17 protein-coding genes are annotated in these 25,015 nt (G+C 33.2%); 5 read left to right on the forward strand and 12 right to left on the reverse strand.

Translation table 11 applies throughout. From position 1 onward, the window contains the following. Positions 1–336: 336 nt before the first annotated feature. The 4 genes from HN014_RS01195 to HN014_RS01205 all read right to left on the reverse strand — a co-directional run bounded on the left by HN014_RS01195 (position 337) and on the right by HN014_RS01205 (position 3,918). Positions 337–870, reverse strand: coding sequence for a helix-turn-helix transcriptional regulator (locus HN014_RS01195; RefSeq protein WP_176027084.1), 534 nt, complete (start codon positions 868–870; stop codon positions 337–339). 387 nt (positions 871–1,257) lie between these two features. Beyond that, positions 1,258–1,401 carry a transposase gene (locus HN014_RS22775; RefSeq protein ID WP_368660066.1) on the reverse strand — a complete coding sequence of 48 codons (144 nt, stop codon included), beginning with the start codon at positions 1,399–1,401 and terminating at the stop codon, positions 1,258–1,260. A gap of 135 nt (positions 1,402–1,536) precedes the next feature. Further along, entirely contained in the window at positions 1,537–1,743 is a 207-nt protein-coding gene (locus HN014_RS01200) for a hypothetical protein (RefSeq protein ID WP_176027085.1), read from the reverse strand. A gap of 528 nt (positions 1,744–2,271) precedes the next feature. Beyond that, complete coding sequence (locus tag HN014_RS01205) at positions 2,272–3,918, reverse strand: thiol-activated cytolysin family protein (RefSeq protein ID WP_176027086.1); 1,647 nt, start codon at positions 3,916–3,918, stop codon at positions 2,272–2,274. Between the two features lie 798 nt (positions 3,919–4,716). On the opposite strand from HN014_RS01205, the gene HN014_RS01210 reads away from it, so the two are divergent. Further along, positions 4,717–4,872, forward strand: coding sequence for a hypothetical protein (locus tag HN014_RS01210; protein ID WP_176027087.1), 156 nt, complete (start codon positions 4,717–4,719; stop codon positions 4,870–4,872). A 596-nt stretch (positions 4,873–5,468) separates the two neighbouring features. Here HN014_RS01210 and HN014_RS01215 read toward each other — a convergent pair. The 7 genes from HN014_RS01215 to HN014_RS01245 form a co-directional block, all read right to left on the reverse strand. Next, positions 5,469–8,723, reverse strand: a complete 3,255-nt coding sequence (locus HN014_RS01215; RefSeq protein ID WP_176027088.1) for a CHAT domain-containing protein — start codon at positions 8,721–8,723, stop codon at positions 5,469–5,471. Between the two features lie 257 nt (positions 8,724–8,980). Then, complete coding sequence (locus HN014_RS01220; RefSeq protein ID WP_176027089.1) at positions 8,981–9,133, reverse strand: hypothetical protein; 153 nt, start codon at positions 9,131–9,133, stop codon at positions 8,981–8,983. 317 nt (positions 9,134–9,450) lie between these two features. Further along, the gene (locus HN014_RS01225) at positions 9,451–10,797 is read right to left on the reverse strand and encodes a DUF3526 domain-containing protein (RefSeq protein ID WP_176027090.1); all 1,347 of its coding nucleotides are present in this window, start codon (positions 10,795–10,797) and stop codon (positions 9,451–9,453) included. Beyond that, entirely contained in the window at positions 10,794–12,245 is a 1,452-nt protein-coding gene (locus HN014_RS01230) for a DUF3526 domain-containing protein (protein ID WP_176027091.1), read from the reverse strand. The genes HN014_RS01225 and HN014_RS01230 overlap by 4 nt, the downstream gene beginning before the upstream one ends. 4 nt (positions 12,246–12,249) lie before the next feature. After that, on the reverse strand, positions 12,250–14,736 hold the full coding sequence (locus tag HN014_RS01235) for a TonB-dependent receptor (protein WP_176027092.1): 2,487 nt from the start codon (positions 14,734–14,736) through the stop codon (positions 12,250–12,252). Between the two features lie 19 nt (positions 14,737–14,755). Continuing rightward, a complete protein-coding gene (locus HN014_RS01240; RefSeq protein ID WP_176027093.1) occupies positions 14,756–15,451 on the reverse strand; it encodes an ABC transporter ATP-binding protein in 696 nt (231 codons plus the stop codon). A gap of 264 nt (positions 15,452–15,715) precedes the next feature. Next, a complete protein-coding gene (locus tag HN014_RS01245; protein WP_176027094.1) occupies positions 15,716–15,991 on the reverse strand; it encodes a hypothetical protein in 276 nt (91 codons plus the stop codon). A gap of 843 nt (positions 15,992–16,834) precedes the next feature. Here HN014_RS01245 and cysS point away from each other — a divergent pair. The 4 genes from cysS (at position 16,835) to HN014_RS01265 (ending at position 23,037) form a co-directional block, all read left to right on the forward strand. Further along, positions 16,835–18,334, forward strand: coding sequence for a cysteine--tRNA ligase (gene cysS / locus HN014_RS01250; RefSeq protein ID WP_176027095.1), 1,500 nt, complete (start codon positions 16,835–16,837; stop codon positions 18,332–18,334). 103 nt (positions 18,335–18,437) lie between these two features. Next, positions 18,438–20,798, forward strand: coding sequence for a TonB-dependent receptor (locus HN014_RS01255; RefSeq protein ID WP_176027096.1), 2,361 nt, complete (start codon positions 18,438–18,440; stop codon positions 20,796–20,798). Positions 20,799–21,055: 257 nt separating this feature from the next. Beyond that, on the forward strand, positions 21,056–21,358 hold the full coding sequence (locus HN014_RS01260) for a hypothetical protein (protein ID WP_176027097.1): 303 nt from the start codon (positions 21,056–21,058) through the stop codon (positions 21,356–21,358). A 323-nt stretch (positions 21,359–21,681) separates the two neighbouring features. After that, positions 21,682–23,037 carry a matrixin family metalloprotease gene (locus tag HN014_RS01265; RefSeq protein ID WP_176027098.1) on the forward strand — a complete coding sequence of 452 codons (1,356 nt, stop codon included), beginning with the start codon at positions 21,682–21,684 and terminating at the stop codon, positions 23,035–23,037. Positions 23,038–23,476: 439 nt separating this feature from the next. Here HN014_RS01265 and HN014_RS01270 read toward each other — a convergent pair whose 3' ends face one another. Beyond that, positions 23,477–24,742 (reverse strand): S8 family serine peptidase, encoded by a 1,266-nt coding sequence (locus HN014_RS01270; RefSeq protein ID WP_176027099.1) that lies wholly within the window; start codon positions 24,740–24,742, stop codon positions 23,477–23,479. Positions 24,743–25,015 lie beyond the last annotated feature (273 nt).

A 25,015-nucleotide genomic window follows, 5' to 3' on the forward strand; every position in this document is an offset into this window, starting at 1 on the left:
AGTACATGAATCCCTGGGGCATGAGTACATAAATAATATCAATGTCATTTATTCTTATAGAGAATATTCACCAGGCATATCCAAACTTAGCGTTAGTATTTTTTAATACTATTTTATTTTTCCTATATGTTTTTTCTGAAGTTTTCAATTTTTACAACACAAAAAATAATACTTTGTCCTATAAGAAAAAAGAGGCATTCAGTTATATCCTAACATATCCTACTAAACAAATGTGCAACTATTGGAAATAGTTTTCCAAATAAAAAATAACCGAACGAAATCTTAATATTTCTAGCACTAGATTCCTAAAAATATTGTTTTCAGTTTACGTAAAGTTTATTTTACACATTCAATTTTTCTGAATTTTTCTCGATATTTTTTCGGGCTAAGAGAATATATTTTTTTAAACTCAGAAGAAAAATAGGAAAGGTTATTATACATCACTTTATTCATTATTTCTGTAATAGAATAATCTGATCTAAGTAATAACTCGGCGGCATATTCTAATCTAATGTGTTTCAAATATGATACAGCCGTTAACCCTGTTTCTTTTTTTACTTTTCTTAAAAAAGTTCTTTGAGTCATTGAAAAATTAGCTGCCAAAAAGGTTACATTGAGTTTTTCATTATCCACATTTTGATATATAAACTCGTTTAATTTTTTTAAAAAAGAATTATCAATTGCTGTTTGTAGGTTAGGTAGTGATCGTACTGGTTTAACATCAATAACTTCTTTCAGATTAGCTTTTTTTTTAAAACAAACATGTCTTCTTGTAAATAATATCAGAACTATAAAAAAACTAATTGGAATTATGTTTTCTAGGTTTATATGAATAATGTGAAAATTGTTTATTAATGGAGGGTTAATCATAAAAATTTAAGGTTAATTAAGAGTTGGAACTAATTCTATCATATAGTGTTTATAATATAGATTTAGGTTTACAAAATTATTAATTATGCGTATTTAATTTTAGGAATAACCTAAATTAACTCGGGTTTAACTCGGTTTAACTCAGGCTTAACTTGGAGGGGTAAAGAACCTCATATTCCTGTTCTTAACCTTAATTTCTCACACATTCTACCATCACTTTTTTGTTCCTAAGTCGATCAATTGTATTAATATAGAACCCACTATTTCAAAAATGCACCTCTCCATAGATTTTTTTTACTTCAGATGCTTTACAAAACACCTATTACGCTCTTAAACTATTTATAATCAACGTTATTCTAATAAAACTATCTCTTGAAACACTGTAAACTAAACTAAAGAATGAACATGATCTTTGTTTGATCTTATCTCTAAAAATTGTGTCTCATATCTATCTTGAACATCCAAACAGGTTTTCTTTAAAACACGATCCATTTTTGAATTCCAAGCAATACGTTTATATATTAAGAACAAACTAAATGATAGAGTAACATAGAAATACTATAACTTCTGAGTAATGATATAGTGAAAGTTTGACATTTAAAAAAAGGAGTAAGTTATAACTTACTCCCTTTTTACTGTATCTAGGTATAAAAAACTTATTTACAATTAGTTTCTTTTCTGCGATTTTATAAGTGTAAGATTTTTTATTTTAAATCTAGAGAAGTTTCCCTGATCTAAAACAGCTTCACTTAATCCAATTGGCAAAACACCTCCGTGAATCCAAAGGTCATTTGCTTCTCCTTCATTACCTGTTGGAATTCTATGAATTAGCGATTTTAATATCTCAGCACCTTTTATATCAATTCGGATCATTTCTCTATTATTCCAAAAACCTCCAATTCATAATTCTTTATCTATCTCAGAAAGATGCCCATCTGCAACCATACAGTAATTGATCCAATCATATGATAGGTAAACAAACTGTCCATCAGGTCTCCCTACCAAATCTCTTCCAAAGCGATTTAGAGCTCTTTTGTAACCAAAAAAGAAGTCACCGCCAAAGAATTCATTTAAATGACCACTGTATATTTTTGTTTTAGATTTACAGATGGATTAGATCCATTTCCTTTATCATATCTAGCATAAAACGTTTCTAAATTCTATTCAGGTTTAAAGGCTTTTGAAAGAATTCACTTAGCTAATTGACTGATATGATGTTTCCTATTTTTTGATTAGTATCATCAAAGACGCTCTCCGATGCAGATATATCTTCAGATTCTAAAACTGCATCATCTTTTTGACAACTTTGTAAAAAAGAATAGATATTAAAAAATGGATAGAAATAAGCTCTTTTTCATAATATTTTGTTTGTATTATTATGAATTGTAATAATTATAGTTTTTAAAATTGGTGTAAAGCGATATTAACTTTAACAGCTCCTCGAAATGTAGAATCTGATCTATCAGGCATAGATTGCCAAGTTGATATTCTTTGTTTCTTATCAATGCTACTGCCAACTGTAATATGTTCGTCTTTTTCATTTTCCCATTTTTGGGTAGTTGGACTATACTCGAACACATAAGTTACTGCTCGTGTAAGATTGAATACATCAGTATTACAGTTATCATTACATTCTGAAGTCTCTACTGTTATTCTAAATCTAGAACCTGGTTTTTCAGGAAGATTTACATCTATAAATTGACCATTTAAAATTTGTATTGCATTACGTGTTGAGAATGGGTAATGATCAACAGGTATTTGTGGATTATTCAAATATCCCCAATTTAACTCCTTTACCCTTCTCCAATCTTTACCAGGTATACTTTCATCAACTGTAATTCGACCATATAATTCTGTTCCACTAGTGCCATGATCTGCTAGGTCTTTCGTTTCTACAGATTCTGGTTGTATTCTTATAGAGGAACAGCTCTTTTTTTCTGTATATGAAATATTTTGAGATACTTGAAAAACGGTATTATCAGAAACTCTATTGACCTTGTATGAAATAGGGTATCCTGGGTTTTCTAAAGTAGGACTTGTATCTTTTTTTATAAAATCTAATATCATATCTGTATCTTTTGCAAATGCAGCTAAGGTAGCAGTGAGACCATCTTGAGGAATTCCCCCTAATTGTTTCACTTTTACACTAGTATTTTTCATTACTTTTTTATATTTAGCAGAAGCATCTGCATCTGCCGAAACTATTCCTGCGTTGTAGGAAAATTTTAATGAAGCTTCTACATCTGTTGCATCATCATCAGATTCATAAATAATTGTAAATAATCTACCGTAATCAACAGAAGTGATGTATGCAGATGGATTATCTCCTAAACTGCTACTGCTCCCCTTAAAATCTGTCACATACGGTTTTAATCTCTCTGGAGTCACGCTTTTGGTAAACCATCCATTATCTCCGGAAAGCCCTTCTTTCGGAGCTACAGAAATTGTAAAAAATCGTTGTTTTAGAGTTACTGCAAACTTGGTTTTTTTAGTATTAAAATCTACCCCTAATTTCCCTGAAACATTAACTGAAGGACCTGCATAACCAGCATTCAAAGCAAGTTGCAATTGTTCTTCATTAAAAATCTGTGATATCGAAACTTCGAAATTAGCAGGAAGACTTGCTCCACTTTTATAATACTCTGCCAAAATTTTATTCATATTATTTTGAACTTTTCCCGGCGTAGGCTCAGTAATTTTCCGATTAGTTGGTGTTGAAGCTCCTGATACGACATCTATTTTGATTTCTATTGGGTTTCTATCTTTTCCATAAATGGGAACTGAAGATGGACTCCCACTTTTGACTGTTTTTGAACCTAAGATATTACCTGGCCATAATAAATCTGTTTTTTGATCGAGTAAAAAGAAATCCGAATCAGTTTGTGTATGGGATACATGATTAGAGCAATCGGTAGTTGCTTTTGCATTTCCTAATTGATCTGATTTATCGCCGTTTACTACTGAATAATCCATAATAGATTCTTCCTCATGTTGACAAGCAGCAAGCCCCAAAAAGAGAAAGCCATAATAAAAAATCTTTTTTTTCATTTTTAGACTTAATTTTAGTTAATAAATATTTCACCCAAAACTAAGTTGTAATGCCTTAAAAAGTTATCTGATTTTTAGACAAAAAAATGAATGTCTGATTTACCTATATAATTTGTCGAATACTTAAGTATTACAGGAATCTAAAGTAAAACAAAATGATATTTTTATTTATATAGTTTTTTGGACATATCGTAATTTACATAAAGTTTATATAACTATTAACTTAAGTTCGATTAATCAGAATAGACCAATTTTGTAATATTCTCTGAAAATCAGACCATATTGGCAAAAAATAAAACTTAAACTCATTCAATATCTACGAAAGGAAAACGAAAAAAAAATCAGTACTCAGTTCAAAGTAAATACCCGGATAATGGCTGAACTTTGATCGGGAGGGGTAAACTGAGGACAACAACATTTATTAAACAGTAAACAACATGAAATTAGATATATATTAATACAGAGAAAACGCTTTTTCAGAGTACGGAAACAACAAACATCCCGTATTAAGATAAATTTAAAATTACAAGGACTCCTTTCTGAGTTTAGTACCCAGAGAGATTAGAGGTAACAAAAGATTATATAAAAAAGTATGCCCTTATAGTCAGTCCATTTAAGTTCTTAAAACCAAAGACAACAACTCCATCTCATGGATATCAGCATTCAGGCGTCCTTTTTCATCCATACTTAGCTAGGAATAAAAAATATTACTATATTGGAAATTATTAAATAATAATTTTAAAATTAAATTTTATGTATTTAAAAAATTTTTCTAAGTATCAAATTGACAGGAAATCATTGTCAAAAATCAACGCAGCTGGGTATGGTTTAGTAATTTGTGGTAATGGAGACTCATTTAAAGCATCTGCAGAATCAGAAAGCTCAGTAGAAACAGGCGGTAGTCGCTGGTGCCGAGATAGAGGAGGTGTATCTGCCACTGTATATCTTGAATAACAATAGACTTTTGTTAAACACTACAGAAAGATAAATATAGAAGCTTGGTGTTACTTACAAACTCCTAGCAAATCATATTTCTAATGGTAGTGTTGTTAAAACAAAGTACCTCTTAAACAGTAAAAATATGAAACGAATGACTTATTACTTAACAAGAGCTCAAAAAAATAAATAAAAAGTAATCTTTAAAAATAGAGGTTACTTTTTAATTTTCTCACTTACCCCACTTTTTCTTATCTACATATTGTTTTACCAGTTTTGTTACCTTCTGTACCCCTTATATTACCGAGGCTAAGGTTTTATTTCGAAAATCAATAGAAACTCATTCTATAATCCAAAAGGAGTGTTTTGTGGACTATAATCACATATTAAAACAGCTTCTCACAGAATTTCAGGCAGTTATTTTACTATTCTTAATTTCTTTTTTCATAAAGAAATCTAATCTTTGATTACTTTAGTTAGAATTTCCTTTATAGCCTCCCCTTTTGCACTATACTATGCTTCTTAAATAAAGAGCTTCAAGTAATATTCTTTACTTATTATAATTTAAGAGGCTATACACAACAAGTTGTCAGAAAGAGGTAAAATTGTAAAAATTACCTGAATATCTTTCCTTTCCGTTTTAGAATCAAAATAAAGAATCCTAAGAGGCATATTAAAATTACTCCCCCCCACACTACATAATTATAATTCATATCATTATTCATCGTAATGGGACTGGTATCTCCTAAAATATAAAAACTCCCCCAATAAAATGGTTTTGTATAAAAAACTTCTGTGGTGTTAAAAAAGTTTAATTTTGCTTGCTGAAGAGCTTTTGCTTTACTCATACCCTTTCTTAGGTTAGCATAAAAATCTTTCATAAGAATAGGTGTCGTCTTATCAGAAACTTCCCAACTACTCAGTAATAAACTTTTAGTACCTGCATACTGAAATGCATTTCCCAAACTCATAATTCCTTCTCCGTTAGCCACTTTTCCTGATCCTGTGTTACAAGCACTTAATACAGTTAATTCTGCGGGGATAGTAAGTGCAAATAATTCATAGGCATATAGTAAATTATCCTCTAGACTATCGTTTACCTTATTAAAATATAATTTTGATCGATGCGGGAATTGAGGGTCTAGTTCTGCATGTAATGCCAAATGAATAATTTTATAACGATCGGCATTTTTTTTGAAATTGGCTTCCCTGGCAGCAGTTCCATAATAATACTGTCCATCAAAAATTTTGGAAATAGATGTAATCTCTTGTCTCGTACCCGGTAAATCATACCCTACATCTCTTAATGCAGCCAAACTGATTGTTTCTGTTGTCTCAGTTTCCGTATCTGAAAATGAAAAAGCAAGGCATTCGTCTCTTGTTTCAAATTGCTTCGTCTCATTTTCTGGTGAATCAAATAATAAATGTCCCGAATTAGCATATGAAATCGCATAGTCTCTCAACAGATAATCTAATTCCCTTGGATTATTGGTCTTATTTTCTTTTGTAAGTAAAAGATCAAAATTAACGTGCCAAAGAGAGCTGTCCGGAACAATAATTAATTCATCCCCAATTATGGTTTCTCGTAAAGGAAATAGTAACTCCTGGTATAATGAATATGCTACTTTTTTATATGCAACAGTATTTTTTGAAACAATTGCTTCTGTTAAATTTTGAACTTTTTCACTCAAATCAGTTATGAACAATTCCTTTACTGAAATAGTATTTTTAGAAATGATAAAGGCATAGATAGTATTATCTGTAACAAAAAAATCCAGTATCGTTGTTTTATCATTTATCGCATCCTGAATTTCTTTAATGGAAATAAGCTTTTTATTATATTTTAACTTATAATACTTCGGGTATTTTTTTTCTAATACTTTGGCTAAAGAGTCTTGCTTATGATTAGTATCGAAAAGTTTATTTTCATATTCTTCTATATAGGTTAGATCTATAGAATCTTTGCTTTGTTGTCTAACAATTTGGGATTGATAAAAAGCTTTATTTGTTTTTAAAGTAGCTTCTAGGGCTATTATGTCTTCGGGTAACTCAGAAAAGTTTTTAGCATTTGTATCATTGAGAAGTTCTTTTAGGGTATGAGATTTACTTCTTTCGATATAATAAAATACTTGTTCCAGACTATTTTTATCCTTTGTTGTCTGATAACTGTGTAAATGTAATTTAATAGCATGAGCATACATTTCCTTAGCTTCTCCCGCAAAGTTTATTTTGTCTTTATAATTTTGATATGATTGCCTAAAACGGCTAACCAGCACATCTAAATTTTGATATATTTTAATACACTGTTTAAGATCGTCCGTTCTTTGATGTTTTTTATATAATTCATGCAATGTTTTTGCTTTCCCCAAAAGTGCATTAAATAATTTCTCTTTAAAATAATAATGCTCAGGATCAAAAACGTTTGCTGTAATTTCTGTATAGTGTTTTTTTGTGTTTGATATTAATGCTTTATCAAAAAAGCTTAATGCTTTATCATAATCATGCTGTTCAAAATATATCCTTCCAATATTGTTATAGAAAATAGAAGTAAACTTTGAAATTTTTCCAGATTCTTTTATAATATCAAGCCCTTTTTTATAATAATCCAAAGCGATAACATGCTTTTCTTGATCTTTGTACAGAGAACCAAGGTTGTAATGCGAACGAACTATATCTAAATGGGTTTTACTTAAGTTTTCTTGTCGTATTTTTAAGGATTTTTTATAATAGTTAAGTGCCGTATCAAATTCTTTTTTGGTTTGATAAGTTGTTCCTAAATTTTGATACATATCAGCTATAATAGAATTATTTTCTCCATAGGCATTTTTAAAAATTTCAAGTCCTTTATAACAATAAGACAATCCTTTTTCTAAGCCTAAATTTTGATATGTTAGCCCTACATTAATAAGGCTACCCGCTACTTCTGGATGCTTATCTCCATAAATTTTTTGACGAAGATTTAGGCTTTTTTTGTAATACTGTAAGGCTTTATTAGTTTCGCCCCTTCTATCATAAAGGTTTCCTAAGTTTTGATACACCCCACCCAACCCAATAGTATCTTGCTCCTTTTTTAAAATACGAAGGGCTTTTTTACCATAACTCAATTCTTTATCGAATTGTTTCATATTGGAATAGGTAAGACCAATATTTACGTAAGTATATGCTACATCCGAGTGGTTTTCTCCTCGCTTTTTTATATCAATAGCTAAAGATTTTTTATAGAAAATAAGCGCCAAATCATATTTTTCAAGCTCATCATATATAATTCCTATATTATTATATGTATTCCCTATTTTTTTATGTTCAGGCTCTAAAACCTTTTGATAGATAGACAGGGCCTTTTTATAACATGTTATTGCTTTTTTATTTTTTCTAGTATAGTAATAAAAGATTCCCATATCCTTGTATGAATCGGCAATACTTACATGAAGTTCTGGAAATATTTTTTCACGTATCTTCAGTGCTTTTTCATAATTTGGCAACACATTTTTAAAATTCCCTTTTCCTTCGTAGTAGTTCCCTATATTCGCATATGCATTCGCTTCTTCTGGATGATTTTCAGAGAGGTGATTATTACAAATTTCCAGTGCTTTTTCTGCTTGTTGTAGTGATTTTTCTAAAGCATTAGATCTCCATAGATTCTCTGAAACCTTATTATAGCAGCTAGCTACTCGCTCCCAAGATGCTGTTTCTTTATAAATGACTAATGCCTTATTAAAAAGAGCTATAGATGCTTTATAATTTTTATGCGTCAACAATGAATCTGCTTCTTTATAATACGTAAAAGCAACTAAGGTATCTTTTGATGTCTGAGCAATATTAACTCCGGTGAAAAAGAAAAGGAAACAATATATTATTTTTTTTATCATAGCGGTTTTTTAAACAATGTGTATGTAGTAGTCGTATGTTGTATAACCTTATATTTTTTGGTTTGATTTCTAAAGATGGCTCACTAGGAAGCACGATAAACTCTTGGTTTGTTTTTTAGTGCCCCCTCTTTCTAAACAAATAATACCTTGAAACCAATGTGCTACTTTAACTTTTTTTTCAGTAGGATAACTGACAAGGCGATCGAAGATTGTTAAAGCTGTAGTGGTATTTCCTATTGTATAATTTGACAATGTGCTTAGTAATAAAAATTTTCATGGATATCCTTACTATCATCTTCTGTGGTCATGAGTATCTCTAATCTGGAGTACAATGCTAGAAAAGTCTCTTCCAAAAACTTATTAAAAGGAAATTCATTTCCTTGAATTGTATCGTTAATTATTTTTTGCACTTCATTTTCCTCTATACATAAGGTCCCCAGGATAATTGTTATAAAAAATGTAAATTTAAGTATTTGTATAGAAAATTACAGAAAATACTTAAGGATTATATAAATACTCTTAAAAAATTGATAATATATTGATTTTATAAAAAAAAGAAGCGATTAGCATATAATAAAGTAAGGCACCTACTATTCTCTGTTACAGATTCCCGGTTTTCTCTGATCTCGTATCAAAAAGTTCGAACTTCGAATGCTCCGGACAACCAAAAAAGGACAAGCTTATAATAAACTTGCCCTTTTTTAAAAAAAATCAAACGCTTTTGATCTTATAATCTCCTTATCATAGGTATCGATAGTAATATAACAATGCCTGAAGCGATTAGTAACGGTATTATTCCCCGTATGGGTTTTGAAATCACTTCTGTTTGGTGATACGCTGGTTTAAATTGGCTCCAATCGACAGTATCAGCATGCTTCCCGTCAAATATTTTTGGATAGAAAAACAATCTCAGTTTTTCATGAAATGCATGAGTTCCTTCTAAATATTTCATTTGTTGACTCATACTCGTTCCTGCTAACTGATTAAAAACAAGTTGCAAATGCATGTTAGGAATTACAGATGCAATCCGTCTGCTGGCTTCTTCTCGTAATTTGATTTTTTCTCCTAAAGCTTCTTGTTCTTCTTTGGAATCATCATCTCCCATCTGTTGCATGGCATAATACCATAACCAGTTGAACCCTTCTGTTGGATACCCGTATTTTTCAAATTGTGGGTAATGTTTATAAAATTTCTGTATCGTAGCTAATTTGTCTGTATCCCATTTCACATGATACCCGTCTCGTTGTGCAATTGCTGTGTTTAAAGCTTCCGGAACGGGATATTTAGAAGAGATATAAGCATTTATCCCCGCCGGTAAAAGAATAATCAACACTAACCAAACTGATAAAAGTAATAGTGCATTAAAACCTGAAGTTTTCTTAAAACTAATGACAAAAAAGGAGATCGCAAACCAAAAAAAGATATAAAGCATTGATAATCCAACCATCCAAAAAAAGGCTGCATTAAAAACCAGGTTGAGGATTAGCTTCGAAACTAAAAAAAGAAAAATCAATATAACATACAACAACATTAACCGTATCAAAAGCTTAGAAATAATAAATTTCAGCTTCGACCTAGTCTGAATAGCAACCAAACGCCAGGTACCTGTTTCTGTCTCTTCAGAAATTACATTAAAAGCCATTACAATGACCAGTAAGGGAAATAAATAAATGATCACAAAAGAAAGATCCAGGTTTCCAGATTGAAGGCTCATTGGATTTATCAAATCTGTATCATACTTTTGAGCTTCAAAAGTTTTTATAGTAATTCGCTTTATAGTTGGATTTACATCTGCCTGACCGATGGATAAACCTGCTAAGGGATTTAAGGGATTGATATAGGCAAATTTTGCATAATACAATAACAACCCTAAATCATCATTATGAAGAGACACCTGTCGATCAAAGTGTTGTTCCTGATATGTTTTGACCTCAGCAATTGCATCTTGCTGTTTTTTGAGATGGTTATTTCCAATAATAATTCCAACAATACCTAACATTACAATAAGCAAAAGACTAATCCACACCTCTTTTGATCGAATGCATTGTTTCAAAAATAATTTATATAACATCATATCGCTCTTGCTTTTTTTGAGGTAAATACTAATAAGCCTAAAGCAACTATAACCCACAATATTATCGAAGTCATAGCGGGCAAAGCTTCTTTGATTGAATTAGAAAAAGCCATAGGTTCATGTTTAAAATCTTGAAAATCCTCCCAATGCTCATGCCCTACTACATGAGTTTTTCCTTCGGAACCACTTTCTTTTTTCGGACTGATATATTCCATTTGTAATTCATTCATGGTTTGTGCCAATTGATACCGGTAGCCATCTGCTTTATTTTGAAAATCTACATAAGATGTAAAATCCGTGCCGGCAACAGTCATTGAAAATTGTTTGATTGCTGTAAAGGGGTTTATAAAAGAGGATACTCGAGTTACATTATTTTGGCGTTGATAAATACCTACTAATTCTCTATAATGTTTTTTATATAAATCTGTCGTAATTCTTTCTCCTTCTCGCATTACAAACCCAGAATAATTAAAGGGTAAATCGGTTACTTTTTTTACGTTATGAACCGTTAATACAGAGTCTCGAAGGCTATTATAGTGTGGATCATTTGGGTTATGACTATCTCCTTTTTGAATCACCTCTTTCTCGATAGCCGATTGAAAGGCTAGCTTAGTAGGGGTAGGAAACCAGTAGTCTCCCATCGCCTGAGCTGATTTAGGCAAAAATACCACCAATACTAACCAAATCCCTAATAAGCGTAATAATGCGTTTTTCGAATTACTACTACTTGCTGATACTACTATTGTTAGAGAGGATATAATGAATAGAAAGCTTAAGTAACCTCCAGTGATCAATAATAAACGTAACCATCTAAAATCATTTGCGGTCTGCTCTCCTAATACCAGAAAAGTAATAACCACTACCAATAAAACAGGAACAAAAAACAACATAGCAATTGCAAAAAGTCCTATTGATTTTCCGAACAATATCTCTTTCCAGGTAGCTCCTTGAGACAACAATATTTTTAGCGTTCCATTTTGTTTATCTGCTGCAACACTAGAAAACCCGACAAAAAATAAAATCAGAGGTACGACTAGTTGCAATAAAAGCGCTAAACTCAATTCTCCGAATCTCAGCATCCCCGTTGAAAAAGTCGCTTCAGAAAAATTCACACTGTTTTGTCGGTGAGCTTCCAAAAAAACTGCATTCCCTATAAAACTTTCTAAACCGTAATCAAATATTCCTAAAGCTGGGGTAATTCGAAATGCAAAAGTACCGAAATGAGCCATCCGGTGCGGATGTTTATCCGGGTTTGCCTCCCAACTTTGCCTGGCTTTGACCTGATGCTCTGTTCGAATTTTATTTTGGGTAACATAGTTTTTTATACCACTAACAGCTGCATAAGCTGTTAGCAGTATAAAAACTGAATATAATACATAAAAAGTTTTTGGTGTCGTTGCATTGTTCCATAAATTCAATGCAAATAACCTAACATTTGTCCATTGCATTATGTTAGAATTTATAAGTTGTGGTTAACAATACATTTCTAGGTGCACCGGGAAAAAGTCTGGTAGCATTAAGGGCTCCATTCCAGTACGTCTCATCAAATAAGTTATTAAGCTTTATTGCAATTTGCATATCGATTCCTGTTGGACGATAGTATACCGCTGCATCAAATACAGTATATGATGGTAACGTTAGCCGATCTCCATACCAGGATAAACGATCTCCTCGGTACTCCATACCTAGACCCAGCCCCATATTTTTAAGAACGCCATGTGTGAAATCATATCGCCCCCAAAAATTAGCGCTATGTTCCGGTGCTCCTCCAATACGTTCTCCTACTAAAGCCGGATCATCATCTTCTATGATTTCCGCATCAATATAAGCGTACGAAGCACTTAGCTGAAGGTTTGGCATTACGTATCCGGAAAGATCCCACTCAACCCCTTTACTGCGCTGCTCTCCTCGTTCTGTCAATATCGACTCATCATTAGGATCTTGTTGTAATAGATTTTTTTGAGTAATTTGATATACCGATGCATTTACGGTCATTTTACCTCCCAAAAACTCTCCTTTGGCACCAAATTCTATATTATTGCTTTCCAAGGGATCAAAACTGGCTGGAGAACCTGCAAAGAAAAAGTCTTCTGTAAAAGGAGATAAGGTAACAGTATTAGATTGTGGCTGAAACCCTTCTACATAAGATGCATATACACTAATCTGATCCGTCGCTTCATATGTCACCCCTATTCTGGGAATAAAAGCTTCGTTCTTATAAGATTGTTCACTATCTGATTCATAATCAAATATATCTTCGTACCAATCATATCGCAGATTTAACAGCGCCGAAAATTTACCTATTTTAAATTGGTTTTGTATGTAGATCCCATTAGAAGTGGTCAGGTTTGCCGGAATAGCAAATTCAGAGGTGATATAACCTGAAGTCTCTCTTGAGGTATTATTGGGATCTGCCAGATCAAAATGACTAACATTGGGTTTAGGTGCTATTACACCATCAATATCAATAGTCTCAAACTGATCAGCTTCTTCAGGGTTAAAAGAAGTTGCGGTACCATTTAGCCTCCTATAACGACGTGCTCCATTGGAAGACCCTCCGACGGTACGCTCCCATCTACTACCATCATATCCTACCAGAAGTTTATTGCTAAAACTATCGTTTTCAAAATCAAAATTAAGGTAAGCTGTATAATTATCTGTAATCCAAAACTGCTGTCTTTCTACGTATCGCAACTCGGCCAATGTAGGAATAGCATTCCCTTCTATATCAACAGCTGCAGCACCCGCTACACGATGCTCTGCAAGATCTTCTTCCCAAGTCTGTTTCATATACGAGGCATTGAATCCTATATGATCCGTAATCTCTTTACTGAAATTACTAAGCACCATAAACTCTTTTGACGTATAAAAGTCATTTGCAGCAGCAACATTTGTATTAATTTTGGTACTATTCAAATCAAAGTTACCATTAATGGCTCCAAATAAGGGTTGACCACGATCCAGATTTCCTTTTCCATTGCTATAAATCATCTCTACATTTAGTGCTGTCGTATTATTAGGTAAAAAGGTAATGGAAGGAGCTAATAAAAACTGATTATTCTCTACCAAATCACGAAAAGATCTGGCTTCCTGAACAGCTCCATTCAAACGATACAATAAAGTTCCTGATTCATTTAAAGGTCCTGTAAAATCTGCTGTTGCTCTAAGGGTACCAAAACTTCCTGTTGTGGCACTGACCTCTCTTCTTTTCTCTTTTAAAGGTTTTTTAGTAACTAAATTAACTGACCCTCCAGGATCTACACTAGAGAAGGTTACAGAAGATGGTCCTTTGATAACTTCCGCCCTTTCTATATGAGAAGTAATCGGTTGTAAAAAATAATATTGTCGCGTTCTCAAACCATTAATCAACTGACCATCTTCTGCCTGGATAATCCCCCTGATATTAAAGTGATTATAAAATCCTGTATGCGTGACACTACTGGACGTTTTTATTGCATCAGCTATTTGAAAAGCTTGTCGGTCATTCATCAATTCTTTGGTAATAGTTGATACTGCTTGAGGCAATTCTTTGTTTTTGATAGCAACTTTAGTAGACGAAAACGAATAATCACTGTTGTAATCTGTTCTGGCACGACCTATAACCTCAACATTTTGTAGTTGTTCAGTACCTTCTTCCAGTCGAATGATTCCAATATCAAACGTGGTACCATTTCCTGTTTCAATATTTTTTCTATAGACTTGAAACCCTAAATAACGGACTTCAATAGTATAACTACCCGAAGGGATCTCTGCTTCGAATTGTCCTTTGTTGTTTGTGAGTTTTCCAAAGGTGTTTGCTGTACTCTTTAGTAAAACCGTCGCTCCTGTTACCGGAATATCCTGATTGTCAATAACAGTTCCTGTCACCTGTACCTGAGCTAAGGAAACATAGCTCAATAATGCTAATGTTATGGTGAATAGTGAGTTTAAAATTTTCATTTTATTAATGTTTTTTCGTTTAGATCGTTTTTAAGTATAGTGCTTGTAACTCTGTGGCACTAATAGTATCAGTGTTTGAAGTATGAACCAGTTTTCCTTCTTTCATAATGCCTATTTTGGTACCTACATTTACCGCATTAAAAATGTCATGAGTAGCCATAAAAATAGCTTTCCCTTCATGGCTTAATTCTTTACAGATTTCAGTAAATTCCAATGTAGCTTTAGGATCTAATCCTGATATGGGTTCATCCATAAAAATGTAATCTGCATTTTTGGAAAGAGCGATAGCGATACCTACTTTTTGCCGCATCCCTTTTGAATAAGAAGATAGTTTCTTAAGATGTGCTGTTTCCTGAAGTCCTGCTTTTGATAAAAAATGATGCAGCTCGGTATTTGTATATTTAAAACCGGCTAACCTACTGAAGAAATTGAGATTTTCAATTCCTGATAGATTTCCATATAATTGAACAACTTCTGGGATATAAGCAATCATTCCGGTGGTTTTATTATCATTGGATTTAACAGTAACACCGTTAACCAAAGCTTCCCCACTAGTCGGTTCTAATAGTCCTAAAAAGAGATTTATTGTGGTTGTTTTTCCGGCACCATTTTGACCTAGTAAACAAAAAATCTCTCCTTTGTCTACCGATAAGTTCAACTGACTCAGTGCCTCATACTTACCATAAATTTTGGTAAGGTTTATAGCTTGTAACATATATATGATGTAAAAAAGTTTGATACTTGGTATGCTTAAGTTCGGTTAGAACTTAAGAGTCATCTACTATGAAGGAAATACCATACTCTATATGGAGTAATATCTTGTTTTGATGTGAACTCAAAACGATAAAACATTCATTTTCAATACCATTAAACAATGATATCCTGGAAGCAGGACAAAATGAAATAAACAAAATCATTGAGAAAACACACCATTAGTATTTCTTAATGATCTCTATAAATAAAATTAGTATATCCTTATTTATATAAGAGGTGGAGGTTTATTATAAATTGTTATCGGAGAAACAATTTTTTCTTTAGGAGCATTGTATCGATTTTCAACAACAAAAGAACTTGGAACATTTTGTCGTTTCGTTTCTATGTAAGAAGTATGATCATTGATTAAATCCTGATAATTAATATAAACTATAAAATCACAAAGCTCACAAGAAATTGCAGTATCATCATCTAACAAATGATCTAAAACATGCAAGTTTGCAATCCTAGGTGCAAGGAATGAAACTGCAAAAAATAACATGATTATATGTGTAAGTACACGTTGGTACATCCGGGGAATTTCGTAAATAATTAAACCTACACCATCGATTTAACATAATTTTATACGACATACAAAGCCAAAACCCTACTTTTATTAATGATTTGTTAAAAAAACTTGTATGTTTTTAATGATTCATTGATTTTATATCAAAAAAAACCGATAATTATTTCATCGAAATCACTCAATAGGACAGATTAATAGAGCTTGCACACGAAACCAACCACAAAACACTGATTAGCAATACTTTTACTGTACTTTATTTGCAATGCAAGCTCTTTAAAAGAGTATCTACAACTTAAAGCCACATCAAAATAACATATTTATTTTCAATACATTATACAACACCAATTATTAATTACAGAATAGTGAAGAATACTATAAACGTTGTTGTTTTATTTACATTTAGAAAGGAACTACTCGAAAAAAGGATCTCATGATACTTCAACGGGTTTTCTACAAATATACAGTGCCAAAACCTCTAAATCATAGTTTTTGATCCCCTGATCTCATATATTTTTTAATCAAACCTGCAACACAAATGCAACAAAGTTGCATTTGTGTTAATATCCCTTATATTTGCAACAAAGTCCCCTATGGAATGACACCATACATCATACACTTAACATGCATTACAAACACAAAGAACGACTGATTTATATAAAGTTATAAATACTAAAAAAGGATTGTAGAATAAATTCTAATGACTTATCTGGATGTCTATAATGAATACGAAAGAGGTACTATGGATATTTTAAGGGAATATGTCCGGGATGTTTTAATCATCAAGAAATCAAACAGTAAGCAATATTTAAGCGCTAAAAAATGAACAATAGAACTATCTATATAAAAAACTCACTTTCTGGAGAAAAAGAACTATTTACTCCCCTTGTAGAAGGAAAGGTAGGTATGTACGTATGCGGTCCTACTGTATATGGCGAGCCACATTTGGGACACGCCCGATCGGCTATTACATTCGATATTGTATATCGATATTTAACGTTTTTAGGCTATCAGGTCCGCTATGTTCGAAACATTACAGATGTAGGTCATCTTGAGGATGAAGTCAATGACCAAGGGGAAGATAAAATTGCCAAAAAAGCCCGACTCGAAGAACTTGAACCTATGGAGATAGCTCAACATTACACCAATTTGTATCGCAATATGATGGCTAAACTCAATGTAGTACCTCCATCTATAGAACCTACAGCTTCTGGTCATATCGTTGAGCAAATTGAAATGATTGAGCAAATTATAGCCAACGGTTTTGCGTATGAGAGTGAAGGTTCTGTTTACCTGGATGTATTGGGCTATTCGGAAAAATATCATTATGGACAACTCTCCGGTCGTGTGTTGGATGACCTCCTATCTGGAAGTCGGGCATTGGAGGGACAAGAACAGAAGAAACACCCTGCTGATTTCGCTTTATGGAAAAAAGCAGATAGCGGGCATATTATGAAATGGTCTTCCCCATGGGGAGTAGGATTTCCAGGGTGGCATATAGAATGTTCAGCTATGAGTATCAAATATCTTGGCCTTCCATTTGATATTCACGGAGGAGGTATGGATCTTAAATTCCCACACCATGAAGCAGAGATTACCCAAAGCTATGCCGCATTTGGTACTGCTCCTGTTCGGTATTGGATGCATAATAATATGGTGACATTGGATGGTTATAAAATGGCTAAATCCAAAGGCAACTTTATTTCCCTTAGTCAAATGTTTAGTGGAGATCACCCATTACTAGAGAAAGCTTATAGCCCCATGACTGTCCGCTTTGTAATGTTACAGGCACATTATGGTAGTACTATTGATTTTTCAAATCAGGCACTTAAGGCTGCTGAAATAGCTTGTGGAAAATTACAGAAAGGGCTAAAACTCATCGATGAATTAAAAACCAATCAATCAAAAAATATCGATCATGACATATCTTCACAGATATTGACCGCCTGCCAATATTGTTATCAAAAAATGAGTGACGATTTTAATACAGCCGAGGTCATTGCCTGCCTTTTTAAACTTCTGGGATTGGCGCAAATACTGAAACAGACACAAAGTACCATTTCAATAGAAACATTAACTCTTCTCCAAAACACCTATAGAGGTTTTCTTATTGATGTTTTAGGCATAAGTGTATCCCCGAAAACGAGCCTACAAAATAAACTACTTCCGGAAATAATGGATATTCTGATCGAGGTACGACAACAGGCACGCAGTCATAAAAACTTTGCGCTCTCTGATTATATCAGAGACCGACTAAATCTCATTGGGATAAAGATCAATGATAATAAAGAAGGGGCTACTTACGAATCTAACAGCTATTAGTATCACCGGAATAACACTAAAAATCAGTAATTATCTCAAAACAGCCAGAGATCATTACCATTCATCATAATTCAATCAAATCAATAATAACTGTAACTTTAAAATGAAAAACATAGTATTTTGCTTGCTGATTTTAGTTTCGGCAGCAACAATAAAAGCTCAGGAAAATAACTTTATTATATCTGGTAAGGTTCAATCCAAAGAACTTCCCGTACCATTCGCAACTGTCTATATCGAAAATGGTACGGTAGGTACAAACACCGATATCAATGGTAATTACAAATTGGAAATCCCTGCTGGAAATGTAGTCTTGGTGGTACAATCACAAGGATATCGTACTCAAAAAAAAGAAATAAATAATACTCAATCTGAAAATATTACCATTGACTTCTCTCTGGTAGAAGATGCTTTAGGTCTTGAGGAAGTAGTGGTCAGCGCAACAAGAAATCGAGTAGAACGAAAAACGGCTCCCGTAGTGGTCTCTTCTATAAAGCCAAGGTTACTTACTGCTACACAGTCACTGTCATTAGCAGATGGATTAAATTATGCCCCTGGTGTGCGAATAGAGACCAATTGTCAAAACTGTGGTTTTACACAAGTCCGTCTAAATGGTCTGGATGGCGGTTACACGCAAATTTTGTTAAACAGCAGGCCTGTTTTCACTTCTCTATTAGGCGTTTACGGATTAGAACAAATACCTACTAATATCATAGACCGGGTAGAAGTAGTACGCAGTGGTGGATCTGCCCTTTATGGTTCTAACGCAATTGCAGGGACTATCAATGTAATTACTAAAGATCCCATATTAAACACCTGGGAAATAGGCAGTAATCTGAGTGTAATAGATGGAGATGCTCTCGACAAAAATATGACCTTCAATGTCACTACTGTTGCTGATGACCTTACCAGTGGTGTCACCTTATATGGTGCCTATCGCAATAGAGATGAATATGATGCAAACAACGATGGTTTCACAGAAATTACCGAGTTACGCAATACCACTGTAGGAACCAAAGCTTTTATGAAACCCAATGAGCGTAGTCGAGTATCTATAAACCTAAATGCTATTCGCGAGTACCGTCGTGGTGGTGATCGCTTAGATCTAGCACCACAATTTACCGATATTACAGAAGAATTAGATCATGATACCTTTATCGGTGGTATAGACTATGAAATTAACAGTAAAGACAATACCAATAAATTTCAATTGTACACTTCTGCCTCCTACACCAATCGAGACAGCTATTATGGTGGTCTTGGTGGTGCACGCACCCATCAGGATAGCATCACGGCAAATAACGCTTTTGGAACCACTAAAGATTTAGCCTGGATAAATGGAGCGCAATATACCAAGTACTTTAAAAATGAAGATGTATTAACTACTGGTATAGAATACAACATTACCAATACTGAAGATGTAATAAGTGGTTATAAACGAATGATTGACCAAAGTGTAAATTCCTTTGGAGCTTATGCTCAATACGAGTGGAAACCTTCAGAAAAATTTACTGCCCTTCTAGGAACTCGACTGGACAATATACAGGTTGATGGTGATTATACCATTGGTGGGATTGCTCGTGATGTTGATGTCAGCCAGACTGCACTATCGCCAAGATTAACAATATCATATCTGCTGACAGAAAAGCTACGACTTCGCGGGGGGTATGCACGTGGATTTAGAGCTCCACAAGCCTTTAATGAAGATCTACATATCTCAAGCGTAGGAGGTGAACCACAATTTGTTATTTTGTCTGATAAGCTGGATGCAGAATACTCTAACGCCTTCACTAGCTCACTGAATTATTCAAAAACGATAGATTTATTACAAATAGATTTTCTTCTAGAAGGGTTTTATACTATTATAGAAGACCCTTTTACCTTGATCAGTACAGGTGCTGTTCTGGAAAATGGTTCTATTTTAGAAGAAGTCCGTAATGGAGAAAATGCAACAGTATTTGGAACGAACTTCGAATTTGGGCTTTCACCAGATCCTCAATGGCGTTTTCAATTAGGAGGAACGGTTCAACGTACTGAATACAATGAGCCTCAGTTGCTATTTGAAAGTGATGGAACGCCTGGAGAAAGTGATATTGTCATTGAAGAGTTTGTAAGAGTTCCCAACCTTTACGGATACCTGAATGCAACCTGGTTACCTAATAAAAAATTTAATGTGGATGTAACTGGCACCTATTCTGGAGAAATGATCGTTCCGTTAGTTGTTAGTGATACTGGTTTTCTACAGTTAAATGAGGTACACCCCTTCTTTGATCTCAATATAAAACTGGAAAGCCATATTGACTTTAATGAAAACTTTATGATCACCTTTACGGGAGGGGTAAAAAACCTCTTCAACAGCTATCAGGATGATTTCGATACCGGTCCTACCAGAGATTCTGATTATATTTATGGTCCTAACCTGCCTCGTACATTTTTTGTAGGTATTAAGCTTGGAAAAAATCATTAAAAATTAATTAAAGGTCGTAATCATCAATTTCACCTACCATTCAAAAAGTAAAAAAGGATGCGACCTTTAGTTTAAAAATTTATGATCATTAAACGATTTATATATGATCATCCTTTACTCTTATCCAAAACTATAAAGGCATAACAAAATAATCATATCAACTGGCTCTCATATGAACAACTAGAAGATTCCCTATCCGTAAACCCAAAAAAAGTATTTATTGATTTTTATACTGACTGGTGTATCTATTGCAAAAAATGGATAGAACAGCTTTTAAAGGCTCAACTATTATTTCAATATTAAATAATGAATATTATGCCATAAAAATGAATCCCGAAAGTACGGATACTATTGTATTTGGTAATGACATATTTATAAATGAGCACATTGGTAAAAAACGACATTCAACACATAAAATTCCACTTCTTTTGGTTTCACGAAGAAATCACCCATTTTCACTTTCCGCAATAATTATTCTAGATAAAAAATTTGAGATTATCACCAGGTATTTTAAATACCTATCTCCTATAGAACTTATTCAGCCTCTTAAAAACTATTAAAAAAGCGCGTGAGAGAATTAATCAGCATCTCATAAAAGCAAACGAAACTCTATATACACCCCCAAAAACATCACTATTATTCACAACCATATTCCCAAAAACACACTTTTATCACAATGTTATTCTTAAAAAACAACACAAAACACATCGTTTTTAACTAATCGTTAATTTTTTATTATAAACGAAGGTTAATTCTGTTATCAGATGCTCTTTAGTTCTTTTTTTAGATATACTTTTGCTTTCCAAATAAAGCGCTCATATCGTATATACGTCATTTAAATTAAGATTTTATAAAATCATAAACACACAAACTTTACATTAAAATGAAGTATAATAAATTCTATAAAACAATTGCATTAGCCACGCTGGGAATGTTCATTATTTCCTGTGAAAAAGATCAAGATTTTGAAACCAATAATACGGAATCTGATGCTGTTATTATTTCGAATAGTAACCTTCCGGAGATACATTTCAAAAAAGGAGTATACCTTCCTACCCCTTCTAAATCAATACGTTCCAAATCAAGGAAGGATTCGCGCCAAATCTTATTTTTTGAAGGAGCAATACCCACCGCACAAAACTTAAAAAAACTAGGAATCCACAGCAAGTATTGGCTAAATAAACAAGCTATATACGCTGTAGTCTCAAAAGAGGCTAAGCTTGACCAGGTAAAAAATTTAGCCATGGTAAGCGACCTGAAAGGTGAGTATAAAATTCTTTTTAATACTCAGGATAGTCAAGAAGAAGATTGTCTTATCAACCTGGCTGCATTAAAAAAAGAAGAAATAACCCAGTTCAAAAACAAATATAACTTAACAACACAGAATACAAATGGGTTACCTCCATTCATTATAAGAGCTTTACTGAGTTCTGATAAAATTAACGCCCTTTCTAAAGACAACCTTGTTGTTGCTATTCAAAAAACCCCGCAAATTGTAAAAACCGAGGAGCAGTTCCATTTTTGTCAAGGTCCGGAAACAAAATTTGGTCCTATTTCTGAACTGATTGATCAAACAAAATCATCTGCTAAATATGCACTTCAAGGTTCGAAATGGAGAAGAAGAAATGGAGTAGCAACAGTACCTTGGTACTTTGATAAGAGTAAGGCTGCCTCTAGTGGGTTGACTGTTGCCGAACAAGAGAGGATAATTAAAGAAGCTTTTGTTTTTTGGGAAGATGTAACCAATCTAAAGTTTCCTCAAGCTAGTACTTCTAACGAAGTTTTTGGAACCAAAGGCATTGAAATTTTATTTGGTAAACACGAACATGGTGATGGCGATCCTTTTGATGGACCAGGAGGAACGCTGGCACATGCCTACTTCCCTCAATATGGAGGAGATTGTCACTTTGATGATTCTGAAAATTTTACTGATAACACATACATAGGAACAAATCTTCTTCAGGTCGCTATTCATGAATTTGGTCATTCTTTAGGATTACGTCATAGTGAAAACAGCAATGCTATCATGGCTGCATTTTACAGAGGATATACCCCTAATGTACAATTGGATCAGGATGATATTAATGGGATACAAGCACTTTATGGCACTAAAAGTATCTACAAAAATGGTGAAACATATAAGGTACATGGTCTTACTGTATTAAGAAATAATAACGAATGGTATTACAATGGTCGAAAAGTAGCCTATATAAACGAAGAATGGGTTTACGTCTCTTAACGATCCAAAAGTGATAAAAGAGAAACTGTAATAATTTAAATACTTCGTTACTATTTCTTTCTTATCTGTCTAATACTAGCAGATAAGCACCAAGTATATTTGGACGCACTGAAAAGGGATAAGTTTTAATTAACTTGTCCCTTTTTTTATATAACTTACTTATACTATTTCCTCTAGCGATGATTCTTTTGATAACAAACTGCTAAAATTCAAAGACTGCGTTTGTTAAATTACTTAAAAAACACATTAACCTTCTTCGAATCAGAGCTTATATCTCTTAAAACAGTCTATTCATTAACACCATTTTTAAACTGTTTATCATATCAAAAAAACCACCACTAAAAAGTGGTGGTTCTATAGATTATAATGCGATAACTAAACACTGAATATTCCCTAAAATATACTAAAAGTGCAGTTGTTCTTTTATAAAATTATATCATTACCAATGAGCAATTCCTGCCCAACGACCATTTTTATTAATCTGTCCGGCTGTGGGAGCATCTCCTCCCAATATCAACATCATTCCTGCTACATGTGGGGCAGCAAAAGAAGTACCACTACCCATAATGTACTTTTCTGGATGATTTGCTATATAAATACAAGGAATATTCACTCCTGGAGCCCATAGAGATACTTTTTCTCCAAAATTCGAATCAAAAGCTGGTTCTAAAGCGCCATCATGAGAACCTACCACTTTTATCCCATCAATATATTCATTTGTAGGACTTCTTAGAAATACATCTTCATCAAAATTACCCGCTGCTACCGCTCCATAAGTTACTCCTGCTAATTTTTTAAATGCATCATTAAATGTTTTTGATCGATAATGACCGTTAAAACCATTACTGAAATTCCATACATCTCCTCTTTTAGCATGTTTTGTTACATATTCTATACCTCTTAAGTATATTAAATCATTACTATTACTAGAAGCATCAGATATTCTAACCGACACTACTGTTGCTCCTGCTGCTATCCCTGTTGTTCCAATTCCATTATCTTTTGCGGCTAATATTCCTGCTACCTTTGTTCCATGTAAAGTAGGTCCATCTTGCCAGTTTTCAGGTCCTCCATTTCCAGGATGGAAATTTCTGCTTCGTCTTCTATCTATATTTAACTCCGGGGTATCAAGAATTCCAGAATCAATAATCCAGGCAACTTTCCCTCTACCATCTCGGGAACCTCCTATACTAGTAATTCCCCATGAAGTCTTACTAGTAGGCGTATGATCTATATTTTGTAATGGAAGTTGCCCGCGATGCGGATCAATTCCAGTTCTTTTTGTATTGGGAAGATTAGGAAAAACTGTATGAGGGATACTTTGTTCTGAGTTTCCCTGATATGCTCTATTAGGTGCGATATAATCAATATTACGATCTTCTCTAAGCCTAGCCAGTTCTGCTTCAGTAATGTTTTTTACAGCAAAACCTTGAAAAATATTTTCGAATTTAGATATCAATTTAAAAGCATCAATGTCGCTAGTACTTAGTATCGTCTTTATTCTGGTATCCAGACTAATTGTTGACTTTTTTAGTGCTACGATATACTCTCCTTTTATATTATTTGTATCAAAGGAAGTAATTACGTCCTCTTGTTCTGTAGATAGTGAAACTTCTTCTACACTTTCTTTTTGGCAACTTGCAATCATAAAGCCCCCAATAACTCCTAGAGAAATGTTTCTGAAAATTAAAAATTTGTTTTTCATTATTTATTTTTTATTGGTTTATCTCAAATTTAGATACGAAAGAATCTAAAAATAGTTCGATTGTATAACCTCTTTATCTGGATACATAAAACAAGGCTTGTTTTGTATCAACTTATAATTTCATATCAGTTGAGTGTATCAGTTATTCCCCAATGGACGTACTTACAACTAAAAACAAAAAGCTATCAAAGGATTTATCCTTTGATAGCTTTGTACTACCTTCAAAATAGTAACAGGTAATTAACTATTAATGTAATTCCCTGTATAATTCGA

Source organism: Aquimarina sp. TRL1 (genome assembly GCF_013365535.1).
GTDB lineage: Bacteria > Bacteroidota > Bacteroidia > Flavobacteriales > Flavobacteriaceae > Aquimarina > Aquimarina hainanensis.

What these genes read in the sequence shown, in the direction of transcription:
- HN014_RS01195 (WP_176027084.1), bottom strand. Translation starts at nt 870, where the DNA reads ATGATTAACCCTCCATTAATAAACAATTTTCACATTATTCATATAAAC.
- HN014_RS01200 (WP_176027085.1), bottom strand. Translation starts at nt 1,743, where the DNA reads ATGATCCGAATTGATATAAAAGGTGCTGAGATATTAAAATCGCTAATT.
- HN014_RS01205 (WP_176027086.1), bottom strand. Translation starts at nt 3,918, where the DNA reads ATGAAAAAAAAGATTTTTTATTATGGCTTTCTCTTTTTGGGGCTTGCT.
- HN014_RS01215 (WP_176027088.1), bottom strand. Translation starts at nt 8,723, where the DNA reads ATGATAAAAAAAATAATATATTGTTTCCTTTTCTTTTTCACCGGAGTT.
- HN014_RS01225 (WP_176027090.1), bottom strand. Translation starts at nt 10,797, where the DNA reads ATGATGTTATATAAATTATTTTTGAAACAATGCATTCGATCAAAAGAG.
- HN014_RS01230 (WP_176027091.1), bottom strand. Translation starts at nt 12,245, where the DNA reads ATGCAATGGACAAATGTTAGGTTATTTGCATTGAATTTATGGAACAAT.
- HN014_RS01235 (WP_176027092.1), bottom strand. Translation starts at nt 14,736, where the DNA reads ATGAAAATTTTAAACTCACTATTCACCATAACATTAGCATTATTGAGC.
- HN014_RS01240 (WP_176027093.1), bottom strand. Translation starts at nt 15,451, where the DNA reads ATGTTACAAGCTATAAACCTTACCAAAATTTATGGTAAGTATGAGGCA.
- HN014_RS01245 (WP_176027094.1), bottom strand. Translation starts at nt 15,991, where the DNA reads ATGTTATTTTTTGCAGTTTCATTCCTTGCACCTAGGATTGCAAACTTG.
- cysS (WP_176027095.1), top strand. Translation starts at nt 16,835, where the DNA reads ATGAACAATAGAACTATCTATATAAAAAACTCACTTTCTGGAGAAAAA.
- HN014_RS01255 (WP_176027096.1), top strand. Translation starts at nt 18,438, where the DNA reads ATGAAAAACATAGTATTTTGCTTGCTGATTTTAGTTTCGGCAGCAACA.
- HN014_RS01260 (WP_176027097.1), top strand. Translation starts at nt 21,056, where the DNA reads ATGGATAGAACAGCTTTTAAAGGCTCAACTATTATTTCAATATTAAAT.
- HN014_RS01265 (WP_176027098.1), top strand. Translation starts at nt 21,682, where the DNA reads ATGAAGTATAATAAATTCTATAAAACAATTGCATTAGCCACGCTGGGA.
- HN014_RS01270 (WP_176027099.1), bottom strand. Translation starts at nt 24,742, where the DNA reads ATGAAAAACAAATTTTTAATTTTCAGAAACATTTCTCTAGGAGTTATT.